Origin of the sequence: Aerolutibacter ruishenii (assembly GCF_007830115.1) — a bacterium.
GTDB classification, from domain to species: domain Bacteria; phylum Pseudomonadota; class Gammaproteobacteria; order Xanthomonadales; family Xanthomonadaceae; genus Aerolutibacter; species Aerolutibacter ruishenii.
Genome location: NZ_VLKP01000019.1, coordinates 1 through 21,736 on the forward strand (window position 1 = coordinate 1; position 21,736 = coordinate 21,736).

20 protein-coding genes and 1 pseudogene are annotated in these 21,736 nt (G+C 63.0%); 2 read left to right on the plus strand and 19 right to left on the minus strand.

Annotation, left to right across the window (positions count from 1 at the left end; translation table 11 throughout):
• Window positions 1-104: 104 nt before the first annotated feature.
• Window positions 105-821 (plus strand): FTR1 family iron permease, encoded by a 717-nt coding sequence (locus tag IP93_RS15065; RefSeq protein ID WP_425480058.1) that lies wholly within the window; start codon window positions 105-107, stop codon window positions 819-821.
• 72 nt (window positions 822-893) lie between these two features.
• Here IP93_RS15065 and IP93_RS15070 read toward each other — a convergent pair whose 3' ends face one another.
• The 14 genes and pseudogenes from IP93_RS15070 to IP93_RS15135 form a co-directional block, all read right to left on the minus strand.
• Window positions 894-1,508, minus strand: coding sequence for a recombinase family protein (locus IP93_RS15070; protein WP_144817092.1), 615 nt, complete (start codon window positions 1,506-1,508; stop codon window positions 894-896).
• Between the two features lie 60 nt (window positions 1,509-1,568).
• Window positions 1,569-1,943 (minus strand): hypothetical protein, encoded by a 375-nt coding sequence (locus tag IP93_RS15075; protein WP_425480059.1) that lies wholly within the window; start codon window positions 1,941-1,943, stop codon window positions 1,569-1,571.
• On the minus strand, window positions 1,940-2,443 hold the full coding sequence (locus tag IP93_RS15080) for a PIN domain-containing protein (protein ID WP_144817093.1): 504 nt from the start codon (window positions 2,441-2,443) through the stop codon (window positions 1,940-1,942). Before IP93_RS15080 ends, IP93_RS15075 begins: the two co-directional genes overlap by 4 nt.
• Window positions 2,444-2,805: 362 nt before the next feature.
• Window positions 2,806-2,994 (minus strand): annotated as a pseudogene (locus IP93_RS15085) (helix-turn-helix domain-containing protein); the annotation flags it as partial.
• Window positions 2,995-3,054: 60 nt separating this feature from the next.
• Window positions 3,055-4,038 carry an MBL fold metallo-hydrolase gene (locus IP93_RS15090; protein WP_144817096.1) on the minus strand — a complete coding sequence of 328 codons (984 nt, stop codon included), beginning with the start codon at window positions 4,036-4,038 and terminating at the stop codon, window positions 3,055-3,057.
• 139 nt (window positions 4,039-4,177) lie between these two features.
• A complete protein-coding gene (gene istB / locus IP93_RS15095; protein WP_144817098.1) occupies window positions 4,178-4,951 on the minus strand; it encodes an IS21-like element ISOcsp1 family helper ATPase IstB in 774 nt (257 codons plus the stop codon).
• Window positions 4,948-5,973 (minus strand): IS21-like element ISOcsp1 family transposase, encoded by a 1,026-nt coding sequence (gene istA / locus IP93_RS15100; protein WP_076611615.1) that lies wholly within the window; start codon window positions 5,971-5,973, stop codon window positions 4,948-4,950. Before istA ends, istB begins: the two co-directional genes overlap by 4 nt.
• Window positions 5,974-6,293: 320 nt before the next feature.
• Complete coding sequence (locus IP93_RS15105; protein WP_144817099.1) at window positions 6,294-7,658, minus strand: IS1380 family transposase; 1,365 nt, start codon at window positions 7,656-7,658, stop codon at window positions 6,294-6,296.
• 520 nt (window positions 7,659-8,178) lie between these two features.
• The gene (locus tag IP93_RS15110; RefSeq protein WP_144817101.1) at window positions 8,179-8,568 is read right to left on the minus strand and encodes a RidA family protein; all 390 of its coding nucleotides are present in this window, start codon (window positions 8,566-8,568) and stop codon (window positions 8,179-8,181) included.
• Window positions 8,569-8,593: 25 nt separating this feature from the next.
• The gene (locus tag IP93_RS15115; protein ID WP_144817103.1) at window positions 8,594-9,172 is read right to left on the minus strand and encodes a recombinase family protein; all 579 of its coding nucleotides are present in this window, start codon (window positions 9,170-9,172) and stop codon (window positions 8,594-8,596) included.
• 225 nt (window positions 9,173-9,397) lie between these two features.
• Window positions 9,398-9,799, minus strand: a complete 402-nt coding sequence (locus tag IP93_RS15120) for a type II toxin-antitoxin system MqsA family antitoxin (RefSeq protein WP_144817104.1) — start codon at window positions 9,797-9,799, stop codon at window positions 9,398-9,400.
• Window positions 9,800-9,801: 2 nt separating this feature from the next.
• Window positions 9,802-10,098, minus strand: a complete 297-nt coding sequence (locus IP93_RS15125) for a type II toxin-antitoxin system MqsR family toxin (RefSeq protein WP_144817106.1) — start codon at window positions 10,096-10,098, stop codon at window positions 9,802-9,804.
• 186 nt (window positions 10,099-10,284) lie between these two features.
• The gene (locus tag IP93_RS15130; RefSeq protein WP_096209258.1) at window positions 10,285-11,325 is read right to left on the minus strand and encodes a DNA-binding protein; all 1,041 of its coding nucleotides are present in this window, start codon (window positions 11,323-11,325) and stop codon (window positions 10,285-10,287) included.
• A gap of 298 nt (window positions 11,326-11,623) precedes the next feature.
• Window positions 11,624-13,513, minus strand: a complete 1,890-nt coding sequence (locus tag IP93_RS15135; protein ID WP_242006892.1) for a heavy metal translocating P-type ATPase — start codon at window positions 13,511-13,513, stop codon at window positions 11,624-11,626.
• Between the two features lie 81 nt (window positions 13,514-13,594).
• On the opposite strand from IP93_RS15135, the gene IP93_RS15960 reads away from it, so the two are divergent.
• The gene (locus IP93_RS15960; protein ID WP_242006893.1) at window positions 13,595-14,083 is read left to right on the plus strand and encodes a hypothetical protein; all 489 of its coding nucleotides are present in this window, start codon (window positions 13,595-13,597) and stop codon (window positions 14,081-14,083) included.
• A gap of 129 nt (window positions 14,084-14,212) precedes the next feature.
• Here IP93_RS15960 and IP93_RS15140 read toward each other — a convergent pair whose 3' ends face one another.
• The 5 genes from IP93_RS15140 to IP93_RS15160 form a co-directional block, all read right to left on the minus strand.
• Window positions 14,213-14,797 (minus strand): cation efflux transmembrane domain-containing protein, encoded by a 585-nt coding sequence (locus IP93_RS15140; protein WP_096009485.1) that lies wholly within the window; start codon window positions 14,795-14,797, stop codon window positions 14,213-14,215.
• On the minus strand, window positions 14,794-18,027 hold the full coding sequence (locus IP93_RS15145; protein ID WP_144817107.1) for an efflux RND transporter permease subunit: 3,234 nt from the start codon (window positions 18,025-18,027) through the stop codon (window positions 14,794-14,796). Before IP93_RS15145 ends, IP93_RS15140 begins: the two co-directional genes overlap by 4 nt.
• Window positions 18,028-18,036: 9 nt before the next feature.
• Window positions 18,037-19,236, minus strand: a complete 1,200-nt coding sequence (locus IP93_RS15150; protein ID WP_096009483.1) for an efflux RND transporter periplasmic adaptor subunit — start codon at window positions 19,234-19,236, stop codon at window positions 18,037-18,039.
• A complete protein-coding gene (locus IP93_RS15155) occupies window positions 19,233-20,492 on the minus strand; it encodes a TolC family protein (protein ID WP_144817109.1) in 1,260 nt (419 codons plus the stop codon). The genes IP93_RS15150 and IP93_RS15155 overlap by 4 nt, the downstream gene beginning before the upstream one ends.
• 458 nt (window positions 20,493-20,950) lie before the next feature.
• Window positions 20,951-21,613: a cation efflux transmembrane domain-containing protein gene (locus IP93_RS15160; protein WP_096009587.1), complete on the minus strand. Its 663-nt coding sequence runs from the start codon at window positions 21,611-21,613 to the stop codon at window positions 20,951-20,953.
• Window positions 21,614-21,736 lie beyond the last annotated feature (123 nt).

Below are 21,736 nucleotides of genomic sequence, written 5' to 3' on the forward strand. Positions count from 1 at the left end.
ATTGCTGCGGCGCAGCGAAACCGGCCTAAGCGTTTGATACAGAACGCTAAAACCGCGTTTGTGCACTGTTTTTACACGTATCTCGGCTGACCCCCGTCGTTGCCATGCTTGCATTTCTCAAGAAAGCCGAACGGAAAGACGTATTGATCTACGTGCATGCAGGCTGGGCGTCCGCGCTGGCCGCAGGCGGCATTACATGGGCCGTGGCAACCTACTTGGTGGGCGTCAGCGGGGCGAGCCGCGAACTGACGGAAGGGTTCTCGTCACTCTTTGCTGCCGTGGTCTTGCTGGGTGTGGGCATGTGGATGCACCAGAAGAGCGTTGCTGGCCGCTGGCAGGTCTATCTCAAGGAAAAGCTGTCCTCGGCGCTCAACAAACGCACGGCTTGGTTCTTGTTTTCGCTGGCCTTCGTTGCCGTCTACCGTGAAGTGTTTGAGACGGTGCTGTTCTATGCTGCGCTCTGGACAGAGGGAAATGGCTGGCCCCTGCTGGCAGGCTTGGGCACCGGCATGGGAATCCTGGCCCTGCTTGCAGCCGTGCTGCTGCGCACCAGTGCGCGCCTGCCGATTGGCCAGTTCTTCGCTGCCAGCTCACTGCTGGTGGCCATACTTGCCGTGGTCTTGGCGGGAAAGGGTATTGCGGGACTGCAAGAGGCCGGGTTGTTGCATACCAGCCCGATTGCGATCCCACGCATCGACCTACTAGGCATCTATCCGTCGTGGCAAACACTCTCAGCGCAGTTCGCCGTGTTAGTCATCGTTGTAGTGGCCTTCACGATCAATTTGCGTTCGTCTCGTCAGACGGCAATGCAGCAAAACTAAGTCTCCCGGTTCAAAATTCCCACTTGAGCCATGCCACAACTGGGCGTCAGGCCGACCATCCTCGTGTCGGCGTCAAACTCGGCCGAGAAGCTTCGCGCCGTCTGGCCGCAGCTCGCCTTTCGGTGAAATATGCCGGTACAAGGTCTGTCGCGTGATGTCGAGTTCCTGGCACAGATCACCGACCTTGGTTTCCGGCTGCCCCATCGCCGCCATCGCCAAACGCAGCTTGGCTGCCGTCATCTTGAAGGGCCGACCGCCTTTTCGGCCTCTAGCCCTTGCAGAATTTAGGCCGGCGACGGTACGTTCTGAGATCAGCTCGCGCTCGAACTCGGCCAGCGCGGCGAAGATACCGAAGACCAGCTTGCCAGCGGCGGTCGTGGTATCGATGGCAGCGCCGTGGCCGGTCAGCACTTTCAGGCCGATGCCGCGCCCGGTCATGTCGTGCACGGTGTTGATCAGGTGGCGTAGGTCACGCCCGAGCCGGTCCAGTTTCCACACGACCAGCGTATCCCCCTCTCGCAGCGCCTTCAGGCAACTCACCAAGCCGGGTCGGTCCTCGCGCTTGCCCGATGCCTGGTCTTCGTAGAGATGCGCCGGATCGACATCGGCAGCGATCAGCGCGTCGCGCTGCAAGTCGGTGGCCTGGGAGCCGTCCGCCTTCGATACCCGCATGTAGCCAATTAGCATGTTGCCCCTGTCACATATACGTTCGATTATGTGACAGTGTGCGCCGGAAAATTCTGGCCGTCAAAATTTGTCACTTAACCCGTCATTCTGTCTAAGACATGCAAAGGGTCCATCAGGCTCGTAATGTGACAGAAATTCCGGGGGGATGCCTTCCTTTGCAAAGGTGGCTCGCAACTGTTCCAGGGAAGCTGGGTCGCGCCGACCATAGGAAGCCAAGGCGAACAGCGAGCGCGCCGTCTCGGGGTTGTGCCGCGCTTCAATGATCGCCTCACTGATAGCTTGGACCGCCCGTTGCCAGTGATTGACGGGTTCGGGCTTCGGCGCTTTCGCCGGCAGACCACTGGTGAACCCGGTTTGGGGCTCGGACCAGAACAGCTTTGCATGCTCGCCTGGCGGGCTTATATCCCTCACCTCAATCAAGCTGATTGCTGTCAAAACACAGTGATGGCGTCAGGAAACTCATTTTTCTTGTCAGCTGTTTTACCGAACGGCGCTTTGGCCATGAAATAGTCACGTAGCAAATCTTCCACGCGGACTCTCCCAGCGCTGTCAATGATCTCGATCCCGCTGTCAGCCAAGAACTGGCTCACACGCCGCTCAGCGAACGCAACCGGAGCTTCATCTCCGCATGCAGTTTTGAACGCCGAATCCCGACGCTCTGAATCGATCTGCCAAGTTAGCCCGATACCGCGCAGGGCCGCACGAAGTTTGTCTTGATCTTCTGCCGCGGCCTTCGCAACGTGCGCTTGCACTTCGCGTCTGACGACTTCAGCCAGTACCACACTCACATCGGTATCCTTGAACTGGCGCAGGCGAACAAGCAGTCCATGCTCGAATCGATTGCGCTCGCCATCGAACACGGACGTGTCCAACGACAAGGCATTGAGAGTCCCTTCGCTAACAGCCGCAGCAATTTCCTCTTCAGTCCACTTCATGATTTCCCTCTTACGTACATCAAGACGGGCCTCGACGCCTTACGCGCGGCTTGCATAGCATATGCTCTCGGCGGCCAAGGCTGGCGAATCCGCGCCGGAATCTGCCCAGCTGATTGGCCGTCCGAGAGCGTTGATGGAGGACTCCCGCTGACCCGGCGGGGTTAGCGGGTCACTTCTAAATGGAAATCAACAGTCCGGCCTTCTACGCTTACTCGACCAACTATCGGGCCGCAAGGTTTAACGCGCCGGGTACGCCTTGGTGGAAACTCCAACGGCATCAAGTTCGGCACCGACACCTTCGTGGTGACGAACGGCCTCATCACGCGACAGATGGCGCGCTTCTCGATCATTTCGGATGCCAGTTAGTCCACGCTCGGCCCCTCCATCGGGGTGCTTCTTTGCCAGACGTAAAGTGGGCCGGCAGTCCCATGAGCACCGAGCCGGTTTCGAGTGGTGCAAGTGAGAAGTCTTGTTCCCACGCGCTGTTTTAAGCGGTCCACCGCCTTGCCGACAGCGGAAGCCGAGAGGCCGAGCTTCCTCCCTGCCGTGGAGAAGTTTCCCTTTCCTCTGTGACAGAGAAGCGACCAGGTTGCTGATGGATTCGAGCAGGATCAAGGCCTGGCTGCGAGATCCTTGTAAGCAGCGGGGACGTTGAGATCTGGATGAACCCAGTCGAACAGTACGTAGCCGCGGAACTCCGGCATCTTGAGTTCGGTCACTGTCTGTTCGAGGCTCAGTTTGCGAGCCAAAGCATCCTTGACGCCTGCTTGCACGGCTGCGAGGTAGTCCAGATGCCAGCGCAGGCCTTCGCGGGCCATGGGTACACCATGTCCAGGGACGATGGTGGCATCAGGCGGTAGAAAATCGTAGACTTTCTGTAGCGTCGCCAACGTCTCTACCAGCTTGCCATCGGGCAGCCAAGGTAGAGCTGGCTTGCTGGCGACCACTGCGTTGCCTGTCCACATAACTTTGGATTGCGGCTCCCAGACGAACAGGTCCCCGCCGGTCTGTGCGAACCCGAAGTCGATGATCTCAACAGTCTTGCCGCCAAGGTCGACGCTCACGCGACCTCCCGGAGGCACGAGGATGTCGCCCGTCCTTGCCGTGATCTGCTCAACACCGCGCCCGGCACCGAAATTCTTCACCATGAATGCCTTGTCGTCGGCGAGGTGACCATCGACATAATCACGCGTTTTGGTGCTTTGGATGACACGCGTCGGCGCCTTCAGGTACATGTTCCCATACGAGTGATCGCCATGATAACTGGTGTTGACTGCGTACAGCAGCGGCAGCCCCAATGCCTCCTTTTTGGCGAGTGCTTGGACCTGATCGAAAAGGCGACGGTTGAGCATGGTCTCGATCAGCATCGCGCCACGTGTCCCGACGATCAAGCCACCGCTGGTGCCTGCTACACCGCCTTTTGCATTCAGCTCGGCGGAGTCTGCCGGTAGATGCGCGTACACCCCAGGTGCGAGTTGTTGGCTGCGCATCTGCACCTTGTTGAAGTCCAAGATGAGTTCGGTTGCATGCGCGGCTACCGAAAGGGTGATGGTCAGGAGGCTGGCGCAGAGCACGCCCGAAAACTTGAGTGGCATCGTCAATCCTACAAAGCTACAAAGCCCGGAACATCCAGGCGGCATTCGACTTTACCTGAATCCGTGAGCCCATGTCAAGCGCAGCCCAAATCTGAGCCACTTCGCGCGCCCGCGCGCAAAGTAAATGTGAACCAGTTGATTAGTTCTTCGTGGCGGGCACGTGGCCGGCCTTGCGTTGCTGTTTCAGCCGATAACTATCTCCTTTGATTTGGACGATGTGCGCGTGATGCAGTATCCGGTCCAACATTGCCGCAGTCAGCGTGGTATTGCCGCCGAAGGTCTGATCCCATTGGGTGAAGGGAAGATTGCTGGTGAGGATCATGGAGCCGCGTTCATATCGCTTGGCGACGATCTGGAAGAAGTGGCTGGCTTGGTCGCCGGACAGGGGTAAGTAGCCGATCTCGTCAACGATTAGCAGGCGTGGGCCGAGGATGTTGTGTCGCAGGACGGCGTCGTATCGCTCCTGACGCCTGGCGGCCTCGAGTTGCAGCATGAGGTCGGCGGCGGTGATGAACTTGGTCTTGATCCCGGCTTGTGTGGCGGCGTATCCGATGGCAATCGCCAGATGAGTCTTGCCGACGCCGGAGGGACCAAGCAACACGGCGTTCTGACTGCGTTCGATGAACCGCAGCGTCGCCAGTTCGTCGATCAACTTCCGAGGCGCTCCCACAGCAAAGCCGTAGTCGTACTCGTCCAGCGTCTTGACCGCTGGGAACCCGGCCATGCGAACCAGCGTCTGGCGTGAGCGGACTTGGCGGGTATCACGCTCATGTTCCAGCACGTGCTCCAGATAGTCCATGAAGCTCCAGTCCTTGTTCACCGCGTCACTGGCCATTGCGCGGTATGCCTGCATCAAGCCCTCGAGCTTGAGCGTCTGGCAATGGGCATCAATTCGCTCCTGTTGCAGGTTCACGCTCGTACCTCAGTCAAAAGTTGCTGATAGACCGACAGGGGGTGTTGCAGCGTGGCGTCCAGCGACGGAGCAGCTTGTGTGACCTTCGTGAGCTGGGAGGGCTGGGAGAATGCTGGCAGCTCACGCAAGAACGCGCGCTCTCGCTGAGTGAACAACTCCGCTGGCGCGTATCCGGTTACCGGATGCACACGCTGGTTCGCCACGTCGCGCAGCCACTTGCCGACTTCGGCGTTAGCTGTATCGACGTCCAGCACCAGGCCCGACTGCTTCAACCAACTGGTCAACGGCACGTAGAAGTTGCCACGCAGGTACCGATGGAAGCGTTCGACTTTGCCTTTGGTTTGGGCACGATACGGACGACAGAGGCGGGGAATGAATCCATAACGCTTGGCAAGGTCCAGGAGGCCGGGATGCCAGCGGTGATGGCCCTCTGCGTAAGCATCGCGCGACGCGACGATAGTCTTGGCGTTGTCGTACAGGATCTCCCGCGGAACCCCGCCCAACGTCTCGAACAGTGCGTGATGGCAGGTCATCAGCGTTTCCGCCCGCTCGTTCGTGGTGAATCTGGCCCAGCGCCAGCGACTGAACCCCAGAATCGCGGTAAAAGCGTAAAGCGGGTCAGCGCCACGGCGAAAGACGACGAAGTCGCATTGCATCTGATGACCCGGCGCGGTCTCGAACCGCACGATCGGATCAGCCGCTTGCAAAGGCTTATGCGCGTGCATGAAGGCTTGGAGACTGCGCAGCTGTCCCTGATAGCCTCGCGCTCTTAGCTCGCGCAATAGCGCGGGCGCCGCGATCCAATCCGGAAAGGCAGCTTGCATGCGCTCGCGGATGTAATCGTGAAACGGGTCGAGCTTGGTCGGGCGAGCCTCACGCTGCTTGTAACGGGGGACATCGTCCGCAGCCAAGTAGCGAGTTACGGTATTACGAGAGACGCCCAGCCGTCGCGCGATCTCGCGCAGCGACAGCCCTTGGGCCTTGAGCACATGGATCTGCATCCACTGTTCCTTCAAAAGCATCGTCGGCCTTCGCGCGGAAAAGGCAGACTGTACGGAAAAGTGGTTCAGATTTACCTTGCGCGAAGTGGCCCAGTTTTACTCTGCGCGCAACACCCAGGCGCACGCATGCTCGGGTTGGTCTGTTTTGTTGCGTCGTGCCCGTTCAATTTGACAGCCTGGGAGATGACATCACCCAACTCGATGGCACTGGATCGTCGGCATCGCGAGTTGGTGGGCGACTTGTTCGGGTTGGCGTGCAATTGCCCCACGCCGCAACCTCGCGGGCAGGCGATTTTTATGGATCCGTGAGTTTCGTGAGGCCGGTGATCGGCCAGTTGCGCTTAGCCGCAGGCAGCGAAGAGTTCTCCGTGCAGCCGCTGGAAGGCCTTGGCCGAGCGATCATTGGCGCCCAGTCCGAGGATGACGCGCCGGCCATGCTCGATGAGGCGCCCGGCGCGGTAGATGAGTTCCTGCATCACGGTCTTGATGCGCCGGCGCTTGGCCGCATGGCGTACCGGCGCATCGGGCCCCAGCAGTCCGGCCTGTCCCATCAGGCGAAGAATGTTCATGGCCAGCGCCGCGAGCTCGCACACCAGGTAATTGGTATCGAACTTGCCCGAGGGCAGCCGCTCCAGATCGAGGTCGGTCTTGAACTCGGAGTGGAACTGCTCGTGCGTGCCGTGGTCGGCGTACAGCGCGACGATGGCTTTAGCATCGAACTGTTTGGCGCTCAGGCTCGTGCTCCAGCCGTCCAGCGTGAGCTTGGGCTCGATCAGCAACTGGCCCTTCGCGTCGATGGTGCGTTCAGTCAGGCGCAGCACGCGGCGCAGTGGCCGCTCGATGCCTTCGATGTGCAGCGCCTCTTCCCACAGCGTCACGCGCTTGCCCGCGCGGGGATGCTCCCAGATCGTGGCGGTGTCACCATCAAGGCGCTCGGCCAGCGCCGCCACGTTGGTCGTGCGCGGGTTCCACTTGATCAGCCAGTCCAGTTGCGGCACGCCTGCAGCGTTATACGACTCCATCTCGCACACCAGCTCCGTGGAGTCGAAGCCAGAGTCCAGGCGTGCCAGGATCGGCGCCTTCGGACCCGCCGCGCTCAGGCGCTGCGCCATCGGGATCACCCGCTCGAAGTTGAATTGCGTCTCCCGTGCCGAATGCTGCACGCCAGGGCGCAGCGCCAACTCCAGGCAGAACCCGTTCGAGCCCAGGTACGCGGCCAGCGGGCAGTAGCCATCGACGCCGGTGTAGGTGCGTCCTACGCCGTCCTTGGCGGTGCCGCCGTTGTCCATGGCGAACGTGTCGACATCCAGCGGCAGCCAGCCACAAGGCAAGACGCCATAGTCGACCCGCGTGCTGTCCAGCAGCTTCTCGATCAGCGTCGCCAGGAAGTCAAACAGCTCGTCCGCGCGCGTGTCCATGCGCTGGCGCAGCGTCGGGCTGGAGGGCAACAGCTGGATGCCCAGCGCCTGCTTGAAGAAGGCATCGCCGCGGAAGTTCTCAATCGCATCGAAGTCGCTCTTGCCCTGCACCAGCAGGCCCAGGTAGCTGCGCAGGATGTCGCTGTTGGCAACGCCATTTCTCACGGGCAAGGCGGCATCGAGTTGCTTGAACACTGGCGCGAGTCGATTCAGGTGATGTCCGACCAGCGCCAGACCGGCTACCGGGGTGAGGTCGTAGTCGAGCTGCTTGACGATGAAGGGGCGCATTGGAAGAACTCATGTACTGCGTTTGCAACAGGCCAATCAACGCCCCACACCTGTCTCGCGTTTACCAAACTACCTCAAATCGAACGCACCCGCAGGGTGAGCCCCTTTCACTCTTGGGCTCACGGATTCAGGCTTTAGTGATCAACTTTGCAAGCAAAACAATCACCATTTACTTCAAGCCTTGCAAAAATGAAAGGCAACTTCATCCCCGGCCTTGACATTTGTGCGTGTCGTTCTTGTAGTCGTTCAACACGTCGCCGAGGAAGACCTCTTAGTCTTGATAGCGGAAATATGTAGCATTTTTGGCCGTGAAGTGGGTCACTGATATGTTTACTCTCCTATTTTAATAGCATTAACATTTGGTGAGGTGAGGACTGAGGAAGAGCGCAAATGAATTGCCACCAATTCCTCATTTGGATGCGCAAGACGGATCGGCTAGTGGTGATCAAACTGGAATGTTGTCACCACCCCGGAAGCACGGCGTGTTCAAAACCTGTCTAACCGCACAGCGCTAAGTATTTCAGTTACCTTGCGGGGGATCAATCACCGCGCGAAACGTAACTTCAACGAGTTGAACAGGCTGCGCAAGTGCTGCGACGCCGACGATGCTGCTGGCACACTGTGGCATGTCAGTTCCGTACATCTCCTTGCGTATCTTCGCCGCGGCAGCGAATCCCGCAGGAACATCCAGAACGAATACGCTCTCTTCCACAACGTCATCTAGCGTCGCGCCAAACTCGGAAAGTATTCTCTTAGCGTTGACATATGTCTGACGAATCTGGTGCTCCATTTGCGAGTAATCGACAGGCCTCCCCATCTTGTCCAGTTGCGCAGGCGCAACGAAGTTTCCTTCTGTGTCGTGGCTCAATTGACCAGACAAATATACCGTGTCCTTGACTTGGATTGTCATTTTCAGAAGGCGACTGCACGGAATATCAGGAGTCGGCCGCACGGGCGCGTATCACCGTTTGCCTACTGGTGCCCAGCTTGCGGGCGAGGGCTGAAACGCTCTCCCCGGCAGCCAGTCCGTCGCGCACGGCCTGCTTCTGCTGCTCGCTGAGCGTAGCCGGACGGCCCAGTGTCTTGCCCGCTGCCTTGGCCCGGTTGAGGCCCGATTGCGTTCGCTCGATCAGCAAATCCCGCTCGAACTGCGCCACTGCATTGAGGACATTCATCGTCATCGTGCCCGCCGAACTGGTGAGGTCAACACCGCCAAGGGCGAGGCAGTGCACGCGCACGCCCATCCCGGCCAGCGTCTTCACTGTTGAACTGACATCGATGGCATCGCGGCCAAGCCGATCCAGCTTCGTGACGATGAGCACGTCACCGGCCTCCAAGCGATCCATGAGCTTTGAGAACCCCAGACGCTGCGCAATCGCCGTGCTGCCTGAAACCGTCTCAGTCACGATCCGGCGCGGCTCGACGTGGAAGCCAGCGGCCTCGAACTCCTGAATCTGGTTTTCGGTCGTCTGGCCTGTCGTGGACACGCGGGCATAGGCGAAGGTGCGCGGCATGGGTCGGAATCGTCCTTATAGGGTGTCCGAAATATCGCCAGTGTCCGAAACAATGTCAAGATAATTTGTGGACAGCATGCGCACCACCTGTCCGAAACCGTTCCATTTCGGACACCACAGAACTATAGGATTGCCGACAAGGCGGCACATGGACCGCCATTCCGGCGCAATGGAACAGCGAACCCACTTAAGCCGGAACCGCCGAAAATTCCGGGCGGGGTGTCGTCAGGCGGTTCTAACTTCGTTGAGCAGATCGGGGTGACGATCCAGCAGCTTGAACAGCTTGACCAGAGCCAGCGGCGGCTTGGTCTTGCCGTTCTCGTAGCGCGAGAAGGCATTGATGCCACCGCCGAAGATTTCGGCGGCTTCGCGCTGGTCAAGATCGAGCTTCTTGCGCACCTCCGTGATGAAGCCCGGATCGACGATGGCCGCGTTCACCTGCTTGGAGAAGGCGCGCATCTCGCGCATGACGCGGTTCGATTCCGCCGCGTCCAAGATCGACTCGGCGCAGGCCGGGCAGAAGTCGCCCGTCACCGCTGCAATGATGGTGGTTTCGCCCTTGTAGGTGTAGGGCAGGTCGCGCGTGTCGTGTATCAGTTCCGCCGCGCCGCAAACAGGGCATTTCATAGTCATAGTTCCTTGAAGGACACGATCAGCACGTCATCAATGACCATCAGCTTCAGGTACACGTCACCCGCCTGTGTGCTCGGGCGGTACACGTCCTGCCATACCGTGTGATCGGCATGGGTGGTCATGCTCTTGTAGAAGTCCGCTGGCGTCAGTGCCATTACCACGTCCAGCATGTCGGAGAAGGCAAGTCCCAACTCGTTTGCGCCGGTACGCGCCGCGTGCGTGGTGCGCACCTTGCCAGCCTCTACCAAGGCTTTGACGACTGCCAGCTTGCAATGCGGGGTTCGTTTCTCCATAAGCGCACTATAACCTAGTTGGTTGTTTTTGGCTAGTTGGTTAGCGTCGGAAAAATCTGGGGTTCCGGCGTACTGCATCGTGCAGGGGAGTTCTGAGCAATTCCGGACCCTTGCGGCGCTTCGTGCATGGGGTTCAGCCGAGATACGTGTAAAAATGCCCCATACAATCTGTTTTCCCTTGTAGATTCATTTGGTTGCCGGATTTTTTTGGGCGCTCGTTCCGTCAGCGCGATCGGGTCGCAGTTGCGCCAGCAACTGCTCCAGCGTGGTCATACGCACGTCGGCCCGCAACGCCTCGGCCTCTGCCTGTTCGCGACGCTCCCGCTCCTTCGTTAGATCGGCGCGAGCACTGGCCAATTCCACCCGTGCGGCTTCCAGCGTCTGGGTATCTTGCGCCCAGCGGGTCTGCAGGGCCTGGTGCTCGGCAGCTGTAAGCCGCAGCGCGTCTAGTTCCTTCCGCTGCTCGTCCGCTGCCTGACGCATCTGCGCCAGCTCCCGCTCCAGGCGGGTGTGACGCTCCAGCCACTGCCCGTTGTCGCGGTTGAGCTGCACCAGCTCGTGGTTTTTGGCGGTCAGCGCTTCGTTGGCCTGACGCAGCGCGACCTGCAGCTCCTGCACCTGGTGCTCGTGGCGGCGTTGCTCCTGCTCGCGCTGCTCCTTTACCGAGGTCCGGTAGTGCTCCAGCGCCTCGCGGGCGTGCTGGTGCTTCTGTTCCAGTGACTGCGCGTGTGCCTCGTGCTCTGTCAGCCGTGTGGTCAGGCCAGCGATGCGTTCGCTGAGCTGCGCGACCTCCGTCACCCGTTCGGCCAAGGCCTGCTGGGTAGCGGCGTGCACGGTTTTTTCCTCGTGCAAGGCGGTTTCAACGCGCTGAAGCTGGGCGCCCAGCGCGGCCGCTTCCTGCTGGGCACGCTCCAGCGCCTGGCTGCGCTCCTGCAGTTGCACCTCGAAGCGCTGACGAGCCTCGACGACGACCGCCTCGGCCTCCTCGTGCAGGCGCCCGGAGAGCCGGCCGACGAGATCCTGCAATGCATCGCTGACTGCGACTTTGGCGCCAAGGCCTTGCCCTTCCTCTTCCTCCAACTCTTTCAGATAGCGGTGGATCGTGGTCTTGGAGCCGGTGTTGCCCAGCGCCACTCGCACGGCGTCCACCGACGGGTGCTTGCCCTGCGCCCGCAGCGTATCGCGGGCCTTCTGGATGTCGCTCTTGTACAGGCCGCCGCGTGCCATCGCGCCCTCCGACTATTTCGTAATGTATTACATACCACGTAATTACATACTAATCAAAATACGGAACGAGCGGTAATTTGACCGTGCTTTTAAGCGGGATAATAGTGGTTTATCCCGTGTCAGCTGCCTGAGACCTGCACCAAGGGGTGTCATTCAGTACGAAACTGGAATGTGCCGCCACGTGCTAGCGCACGGTAAGCGCTGCATTTCCGGTTGTCAGAATCATGGCCGGCAGCGTGCTGACGAGAAGCAAAAGCGGTCAAGGGCGCGCAGGCTCTCTTCATGAGCCCTGCCGCGTCTAGCCAACGTGGCTTCGGTACGCCAACAGACGTAGCGCATTGAACACCACGAGCAAGGTGGATCCTTCGTGGATAGCGACTGCTGGTCCGATCCCCAAGCCCAGGATCGTTGCCGGCACGAGGAATGCGACAATGCCCAGGCTGACGAACACGTTCTGACGGATCACCTTGCGCGTGTGACGGCTCAAGTCCACCGCAAATGGCAGGTGGCGGAGGTCGTCGGCCATCAGCGCGACATCCGCGGTCTCCAGTGCGACATCCGAACCAGCGGCGCCCATCGCGATGCCGACCGTGGCGCTGGCCATCGCCGGCGCGTCGTTGACGCCGTCACCCACCATCGCGACCTTGTCCTGCGCGCGCAGCTTGCGTATGGCCTCAACCTTGTCCTCGGGCATCAGGTCGCCCCAGGCTTCATCAAGGCCGACTTCCGAGGCGATCGCCTCGGCGACCCGTTGGTGGTCGCCGGAGATCATGATCATGCGGGTGATGCCGAGTTCACGCAGTGCCTTCAGCGCTTCAGGCGCACCCGCCCGCGCGGTATCGAGCAGGCCGATGGCCCCGAGATCGCGCGACCCCTGCCTGACGACCATCGAGGTGCGCCCTGCAGCGCGAAGTTGTGCGATGGCGGCAGCCGCCGATTCCCCCAGCGGAGCGACGCCTTCGGTGCCGAACATCTCGGCCTTGCCAATCCACACCGTCTCACTGTCGAAGGTGGCGGTGACGCCCCGTCCGACCAGGTTTTCGAGGTCGCTGGCAGAGGGGATCTCACGTCCGCCGAGTCGCTCGCGGCCATCCCGGGCGATCGCTGCGGCCAGCGGATGGTCGCTGAGCGATTCGACTGCGGTTGCAACGGTGAGCAGTTCCTCTTCCGTTACTCCGTCAACGGGGATGACATCGGTGATGCGCGGACGCCCTTCGGTCAGGGTGCCCGTCTTGTCGAAGGCCATCGCGCTGAGCGAACCGAGTTCTTCCAAAGGCGCACCGCCCTTGATCAGCACACCACCGCGGGCCGCGCGGGCAATGCCTGACAGCACCGCGCTGGGCGTCGCAATGGCCAGCGCGCAGGGACTGGCGGCCACCAGCACCGCCATCGCGCGGTAGAAGCTGTCGCGAAAGGGTTCGTCGACGACTACCCACGCGAACAGCAGCAGGAAGGCCAAGACCAGCACCGCAGGTACGAAGATGCGCTCGAACCGGTCGGTGAAGCGCTGGGTCGGCGACTTACGTGTCTCGGCCTCGCTGACCATCTGGACCACGCGCGCCAAGGCCGAATCGGTGGACTTGCGCGTGACCTCCACCTCGATGGCGCCGCTGCCGTTGATCGTCCCCGCGAACACCCGCGAGGCCGCATCCACGCTATCCGGTCGGGTGCGCGCGGTCGCGGGATCATCCACGGGCCGCTTGTCGACCGGGATGCTCTCGCCGGTCACCGGCGCCTGATTCACGCTGGAGGTGCCGAGTACGAGAAAGCCGTCGGCGGGCAGGCGTTCGTTCGGCTTGACCAGAGCCACATCGCCAACCAGCAGTTCTTCGACCGCGATCTCCTGGATCCGGCCGTCGCGTCGTACGGTCGCGGTGGGCGGGGCGAGTTCGGCCAGGGCCTCGATGGCGCGCTTCGCCCGGCCCATCGCGTAATGCTCCAGGGCGTGTCCGAGACTGAACAGAAACAACAGCAACGCGCCCTCGGCCCACGAGCCGAGCGCGGCCGCACCTGCCGCCGCCACCAACATCAACGTGTCGATCTCGAAACGCTTCAGGCGCAGGTTGTCGAACGCCTCGCGCAGCGTGTAGAAGCCGCCAAAAAAGTACGCCGCGACATAACAGGCCAACGGCAGCCAGGCGGGCGCGCCAGCAACAAACTTGTCCACCAGGAAGCCGGCGAGCAGCAAGGTGCCGCAGGTCAGCGCAAAGATCAGCTCGGTGTTCGGGCCCAGTAGCCCCCCATGTGCGTGCGCCCCGCCACCCGTGCCGTGGACATGGTCACCGCCCTCGCGGTGCGCGTGGCGCACGTCATCTCCTCCATGTGCAGGTTGATCCTCACCCGGGGTCCTGACCGGAACGACCTGCATGCCGGCCAACACCTTCAGGATGCGCGCTTCGGACACCTCTCGGCGGTCGAACTCGACATGGACGATGCCCGCCGCACTGGCCTCGGCTTCCAGCACACCCTCGAGCGACCTGAGTTGCTCGCCGACGGTGCGCGCACGACGCTGGTGGCCAATGCCCTTCACTTCCCACAGGGCATGACCGTAGCGTTCGCTGATCGCCGCGCCGGCACGCTCGACCACCTCGCGGATGCGGGCGAGTGGCACGACGTCCGGGTCATGGTGGACGCACAACTGCGTCGGCGTGCCGTCCGATCCCGGGCGCAAGTGCACCTGCACAATGCCATCGCGGCTTTCCAAATCGTGGATCAGCCGCCTGACGCAGGCGTCGGACTCGTCCGGCACCTGCGGTAGCAGGATCTGCAGGTCGATGCGGAGCTTCCCGGTCATCATCGTTCTCCCTCGATTCCAGGGCTGGTGTCTTGCCTGCGCAAGCGTTTTGTGCATACACCCGTCGGCAGGCAACGACGGCGCAGCCGAACTCTATCCATCGGATCGCTTGTCTTCGTGGACGCTTTGCAGGATCTCGATGCCGCCTTTGAACGCGACACCAGCAATCAATGCACCCGCCACCAGATCCGGCCAGGACGAACCGAGCCAGAGCACCAGAACACCCGCCACGACTACGCCGCCATTCGAAATGAAGTCGTTGAAGCTGAAGGTTTCGGCCGCCTTCATGTTCACGTCGTCGGAACGGAGGCGGCGCAGCAGCACCAGGCACCACAGATTGATGGCTCCGGCGACGAGCGCCAGTCCGATCATGACGGGGCCGAGCGGCTCGGCCCCATACATCCATCGCCGGACCACGTCCGCCAGCACCATACCCGCGAAGATCAACAGAAGGACCCCCGACACGTTCGCCGCTCCCCGCTTCCAGGCGGGTCGGCGCTCGAGGGCAAGGTAGCTCAGCAGATAGACGGCTGCGTCCGAACCGTTGTCGAGGGCATTGGCGAGCAGCGCGCTGGAATCGGCCACCCAGCCCGCCACTCCCAGTCCTGCGAACAGCGCGAGGTTCCACAGCAAGACCTGCCGTAGAACACTCCTTTGCCGGGCCAGATTCGGGGTCATGTCGCGTGCCGCTTCGGACGATGCGCGATGGCCCGCGCCGCGAAGGTGGGCAGCACCAGCAGCGTCAGCACGGTCGCCGTGATCAGCCCGCCGATGACGACGGTGGCCAGCGGCTTCTGCACTTCGGCGCCGGCACCGACCGCGATCGCCATTGGAATGAAGCCGACGATGGCCACCAGCGCCGTCGTGAGCACGGCGCGCAGACGGTTGGCGGCGCCGGTGGTCGCCGCTTCCAGTGGCGCATCTCCAGCCTCGAGCCGTTCGCGGATGGCCTGCATCAGAACCAGGCCGTTGAGCGTGGCAACACCGGAGACGGCGATGAAGCCCACCGCCGCCGTCACCGAAAACGGCATGCCGCGCACCAGCAGTGCCAGGACGCCGCCGACCAGCGCCAGCGGCACGCAGAGGAACACCAGCGCTGCCTCGCGGATCGACCCGAGTGCCATGTAGAGCAGGCTGCCGATCATCAGGAACACAATGGGGATCACCAGAGCCAGACGTGCTTCGGCACGCTGCAGGTTCTCGAACTGGCCACCCCAGTCCAGGTAGACGCCACTGGGCAAGGAAACGCCCGCAACGGCAGCCTGTGCTTCCTCGACGAAGCCGCCCAGATCCCGACCCCGCACGTTGGCCTGGACCACGATGCGGCGGCTGCCGTTGTTGCGACTGATCTGGTTGGGACCTTCGCTGACATCGATGCGCGCGACCGAGGACAGCGGAACCACGGTGCCGTCGGGCGCGACCACCGGCAAGGCGGCGAGCTGCGCCGGATCGTTGCGTGCGTCCTCTTCGAACCGCACCACCACATCGAAGCGGCGATCGCCCTCGAAGATCTGACCGGCCGTGGTACCACCAACGCCAGTCGCCAGCGCCTCGCTGATGTCCGCCGCGCTCAGGCCGTACTGCGCCGCGGCCGCATGATCGACCCGCACGGTCAACGTAGGCAAGCCAGAAACCTGCTCCACGCGAACGTCGGCTGCGCCGTCGATGCCGCGCAGTTGGACCGAGATGCGTTCCGCGACAGGCTGCAGCACGTCGAAGTCGTCGCCGTACACCATCACGGCAAGGTCGGTACGCACGCCGGAAATCAGCTCGTTGAAGCGTAGTTCGATGGGTTGGCTGAACTCGAATGCATTGCCGATCTGTTTGTCGACAATGGACTCAAGTCGGCCGAGCAGCGCCTCTTTGTCGAGCGACCTGTCCGGCCACTCGGCTTTTGGTTTGAGGACGATCACGCTATCGGAGATGTTGACCGGCATCGGATCGATTGCGGCCTCGGCCGTGCCTGTCCGCGTGAAAATCGTCTCGACCTCCGGCTCGCTGGTGATGGCTTTCTCCAGCGCAAGTTGCATCGCCAGCGACTGCTCCAGCGAAGCAGAAGGCACCCGCAAGGCCTGCATCGCCAGGTTGCCCTCGTCAAGGGTCGGCATGAATTCGCGGCCCAGCGAGACGAATGCGGTGAAGCCAATGACAAGCATGGCGACGGCGCCGATCAGCACGCGGCGCGGCCGCATCACCGCAGCGCGGATGACCGGTTCGGCCTTGCCACGCACGAAACGGATGATTCGGGTCTCGTGTTCGCCGTCGTGCTCGCCTTCGTCACGCGGCGCTGCTTGCGCGGGCCGGGGCTTGGGATCACGCACGAACAGCGCGGCCATCGCCGGCACGAAGGTGAAAGAGAGAATGAACGCGCCGACCAGGGCGAGCATGAAGGTCGCGGCCATCGGCTGGAACGTCTTGCCCTCCACGCCCTCCAGCGTGAGGATCGGCGCGAACACCAGCAGGATGATGAGCTGACCAAACGCCGCCGGTCGCACCATCTTGCGTGCTGCCCGGATCGCCACGCCCACTCGCTCGCCTGCGGACAGTGCGCGTCCCAGTTCGGCCCGTTTCTGGCCGAGCATGAGCAGGGTGGCCTCGATCACGATCACCGCACCGTCGACGAGGATGCCGAAGTCGAGTGCGCCCAGGCTCATCAGATTGCCGCTGATCCCGAAGCGGTTCATGCCGATCACCGCGAACAGGAACGACAGCGGGATCACCAGTGCGGTGATCGCCGCCGCCCGTATGTTGCCCAGCAGCAGAAACAGCACCACGATGACGAGCAGTGCCCCTTCGGTCAGGTTCTTGGCTACCGTCCTGACCGTGGAATTGACCAGCACGCTCCGGTCGAGCACCGGCTCGGCGACGATGCCCGGGGGCAGTGAGCGGTTGACTTCGGTCAGGCGCTCCGCGGCCGCGAGTGCCACCGTGCGGCTGTTGCCGCCGGCGATCATCAACGCCGTCCCGAGCACCGCTTCGTGGCCGTCCTGCGTCGCGGCACCCAGCCGTGGCGCCTGTCCGATGCCGACGCTGGCCACGTCCGCGACGCGGATCACAAGGCCGTCGCGGTTGGCGACCGGCGCCTGTGCCAGATCGTCGACGGTCTGCGCCAGCGCATCTGCGCGAACGATCAGGCCCTCGCCAGCGCGCTGGACGATGCCCGCACCGGCCTGGACGTTGGCGCGTTCCAGAGCCTGCACCAGCTCGCCCAGGCCGATACCGTAGGCCGCCAGCCGCTCGGCATTCGGGCGGACGGCGTATTCCTTGACGTAGCCGCCGATCGTATCGACACCGGCAAGGCCGGCGGTGGAGCGCATCTGCGGTGCGATGATCCAGTCCTGCACCGTTCGCAGGTAGGTTGCGCGCTCCTGTGCCGTCGCAAGCCGGTTGCCTTCCGGAGTCAGGTAGACCTCTTCGGCCTGCCAGCCGGGCTCGTTCGGCTTACTGACGTTCGCCGGGTCGAACGGCACGTAGTCAACCGTCCACATCAACACCTCGCCGAGGCCCGTGGTGACCGGCGACATCATCGGCGTCACGCCCTCGGGAAGATCCTCCTGCACCTCGCGCATGCGCTCGGCCACCTGCTGGCGCGCGAAGTAGATGTCGGTCTGGTCGGTAAAGATCGCCGTAACCTGCGAGAACCCGTTGCGCGAGAGCGAGCGCGTACTGGTCAGTCCGGGGATGCCCGCCAGCGCGGTTTCAAGCGGATAGGTGATCTGGCGTTCGATCTGGCCCGGGGCGAGCGCGGGCGCAATGGTGTTGATCTGCACCTGCCGGTTGGTGATGTCCGGAACCGCATCGACGGGCAGCCTGCCGAGCTGGAACAAGCCGTAGACAGCGATGACCGCCGCGGCGAAGACCACGGCCCATCGGAAGCGGACCGCTGTTTCGATAATGATCTTGAACATGTCGGGTCCTCAGTGGCCGTGTTCGGCCTCGCCCTTGGCGAGTTCGGCTTTCAGCAGGAACGCGTTGCTGCCAGCGACGCGCTCGTCGCCCGACAGCCCGTTGAGGATCTCGACGCGGTCGCCTGCGCGGCGGCCTGCGAGCACAGGGGTTACGCGGAAGCCTTTTTCATCGGTCACGAACACAACCGAGCGACCTTCCACCGTCTGCACGGCATCGACCGGCACGGTCAGCGTGTCGTCCTGGCCTGCCGCCACCACGACACCGGACACCGGTGAACCCGCTGGCGGCAGCATCCCGGATTCAGGGCGTGCACGGATGATCGCCATGCCGCCCTGTTCGCGTACGTCGGCGGCCACGCCGATCACGACGGCGCTGAAGCTCCCGGTGGCCCCGGTAACTTCGATGCGCGCATCAGGCGCGATCTGCGCGGCGAGCGCGGGCGGCGCGGAAAAGACCAGTTCGGTCTGCGCAGGATCGGACACGTTCGCCACGAGGTCACCCGCGGCGACGAAGCCGCCTGGCGTCACCTGCACCGCGCCGACGATGCCGGCCACGGGAGTGGTGATGGTCACGCGGCCGCCTGCATCCGGTGAGCCGGCCGCGGCGACCTGCGCCGCGGCAGCCCGGGCAGTCGCATCGGCCGCCAGCGAGCGCGCGCGCGAGGCTTCGAGTTCCTGCCGTGCGACCACGCCCTGGGTGACCAGGGACTGGTCGCGCTGGTACACCAACCGGGCCGCCTGGGCCTCCGCGCGTGCGGCATCGGCGCTTGCCCGCATGGTCGCCGCTTCGCCGCTGACGATCACGGCGAGCGGCTGGCCGGCGCGCACGGGGGTGCCAGGCGCCACGACGACGCGCTCAACGCGGCCGCCAACGGAGGCGGCAACGGCAGCGCGGGCGCCAACGGCGGACTCGACGCGACCGCTCAGGCGTGTCTCGCCGCCACCGCCGCGGCCCAAAGCCACGACCTGGATGCCCGACGCTTCGATCTGCGGTTGCGTGAGGACCACCAAGCCTTCTTCGCCCTCGGCCTCTTCATCGCCATGTTCGCCCTGATCGCCATGTTCGCCTTGGCCGCCACCATCGACATGACCCGCAGGGCTGGGGCCAGCGTCCTGCCCGCCGGTGAGCTTCGCAAGGCCGTAGCCTGCGAGGACGGCGAACACGAGCGCCGCAGCGAACATCATCAGTCGCCTGGTATCGGTTTTCATCGGGAATCTCCAAACGGGGCGCGGCCTTCCAGGCGCGCCAGGTCGATTTCGGCACGGACTCGCGCGATCCGCGCGTCCACGGCGGCGTTGCGCGAGGCGATCAGCGCCGCACGTGTGCTGCGAAGTTCCAGCTGCGAGATACGGCCGGCCTCGAAGCCGATGCGGGACAGGCGATAGGCCTCTTCGGCGGCTGCGACGCCGTTGTCGGCGGCGCGCGTGCGGCTGCCGGACGCGGCAAGCGCCGCCACGGCGGCAAACCGGCCTGCTCGCGCTTCCTGCTGCTGCGCGATCAGTCGGGCTTCGGCGGCTCGCTCCTCAGCGTAGGCAGCGCGGATACCGCCCCGGTTGCGATCGAACAGCGGGACGGTCAGTTCGATGCCGACCGTGAACGCCTCATCGCCGGTGTCACGATATCGGCGCATGCCAAGAGAGGCGTTGACATCCGGGCGGGCACGGCGCCTTTCGACCGTCACCAGCCGACCGGCGGTGACGAGTTCAGCCTGGGCGACCTGGACCGCCAACGGATCGGCGTCGCCTGCTTGCGGCGTCCCCGGCGCGCGATCAAGCAGGCTCGCGCCGATTGCCTGGACCGGCCGGTCGAGCAGGGCTATCGCCGACAGCCGCGCAAAGGCGGCGTCCCGAAGGGCGCTGGCCTCATCAACCGCAGCCCTGGCGGACGCGACCTCACTCTGCGCCTGGATGTCCCGCAGGGTGGCTTCACGCCCTTGTTCGACCATGGCGGCGACCCCGCGCGCATCCTGCTCGGCCAGGGAAAGGGCCTCGGCCGCGAGCTCGTGTCGCCGTGCCGCGGCTTCGGCCTCCGCGTAGACCAGCGCCACCTGAGCTGCGACCTGCCAGCGGACTTGTTCGCGTCGCAGGCCCGCAGCATCGGCGTCAGAGCGCGCCGCCTGGACCCGGGCGCTTCGCTGGCCGAACAGTTCGAGAGGTTGGTTGACCGACAGGGTCGTTTCGGCGTTGCCGATGCCGTTGTACGGACCGGTGCCGTAAACGTTCTCCATGTCGTACGCGATGGAGGGGTTGGGCAAGGCGCGCGCCTGGTCGGCGCGGGCGACGGCCGCGTCGTATCGGGCAACGGCCTCGAGCGATGACGGCAGTGCGTCGAGTCGAGCGATCAGATCTTCGTAGGTCGGGGCGGTATCGACGACCGGTTCGACCGCCAACGAGGGCGAGGCGAACAGCAAGGCAGTCACCAGCAACCCGACCGCCAGGAGCGGTCGGACAAGTTGCGTGAGCATGGGAACTCCAGAAGCAAAAGTTGACGTGGGAGCCCGTCCTTACGGGCACGGCACGTCAGCTCTGCGGAGGTCTCATCGGTCCTTCGGACAGCGCAGATGCACGACCTGGGTCATGCTGTGCGTGCTGAACGACGTGCGCGGCGGGGTAAACAACGGCGGCACTGCCAAAGAAATTGGCTGTCGAATGATGGCAATGGTTGTGGACACAACCACCATGCGCGCTTTCCGGAGCGTCGCCCTCACCAGCCTCATCCTGGGGCGCAGGTCCAGCGTGATCGCTCGCTGCGTGAGTGTCGACTTCGAACGAGCAAACGAAAGCATCGGCCACAGGCACGATCACCATCACTGCGACAAGCAGCGCGGCGATAAAGCCTCTCAGTCGGGGAAGGGCGCGGTACATCTTTCGCAAAATATCAGTCTCGCGTATCCGGATACAATTACAACGCCGGTCGAAGACCTCAACCGACTGCAGGCCCGCCACTCTCTTCCTGGCACGGCACGCATCTGGTGCCCCGGAGTTCCTGCAGCGCACCGCGCATCACTCGAACGGCGGATCGCAGAAACAGCAGCAGCAAGGCGGAGGCGATTACCAAGTCTGGCCAGCCCGCCCCGAACACCCACACCGCAATAGCCGCCAGCAAGACCGCGCAGCCTTCATAGATATCGTTCCGGGAGCACTCCCAGGCGGAGGACAGGTTGATGTCGCCGTTTCGATGCGGGGTCAGCAGCCAGAGGCAGAATGCGTTGGCGGACAGGTTCAGCACCCCCGCCAGTCCCATCGCCTCGAATACAGGCACGCCGGGGTTCTTGAGCCGCCACGCGATCTGGGCCGCGACCGCAACTGCTGCGCCCAGGATCAGCAGCCCTTTGAGGAAGGCAACTTTGGCTTTGGTCTGCAGGGACGAGCCAACGACGGCCAGGCTGACCGCGTACGTGAGGGCATCGCCAAGGTTGTCCAGCCCACCTGACAGCAGTGAGGAAGAACGGCTGAACCAAGCCGCGCCCATCATCATGACGAAGGTGGCGAGATTGATGGCCAGCACGATTTTCAAGGTGCGTCGCTGTGAGGCTTGCATCGACGCCACATCCACGATATTTCCACAGTCGCCGCAATCAGACATCACCAACTCCGTTAGCCAATATCAAGACTTCAATCGCGATCAGCTCGATCGCATACACCGGTTGCGTCCACTAGCAGATCCAGTCCATTGGCGGCCAGGCCACAGGGTTAGGCAATCCTCCAG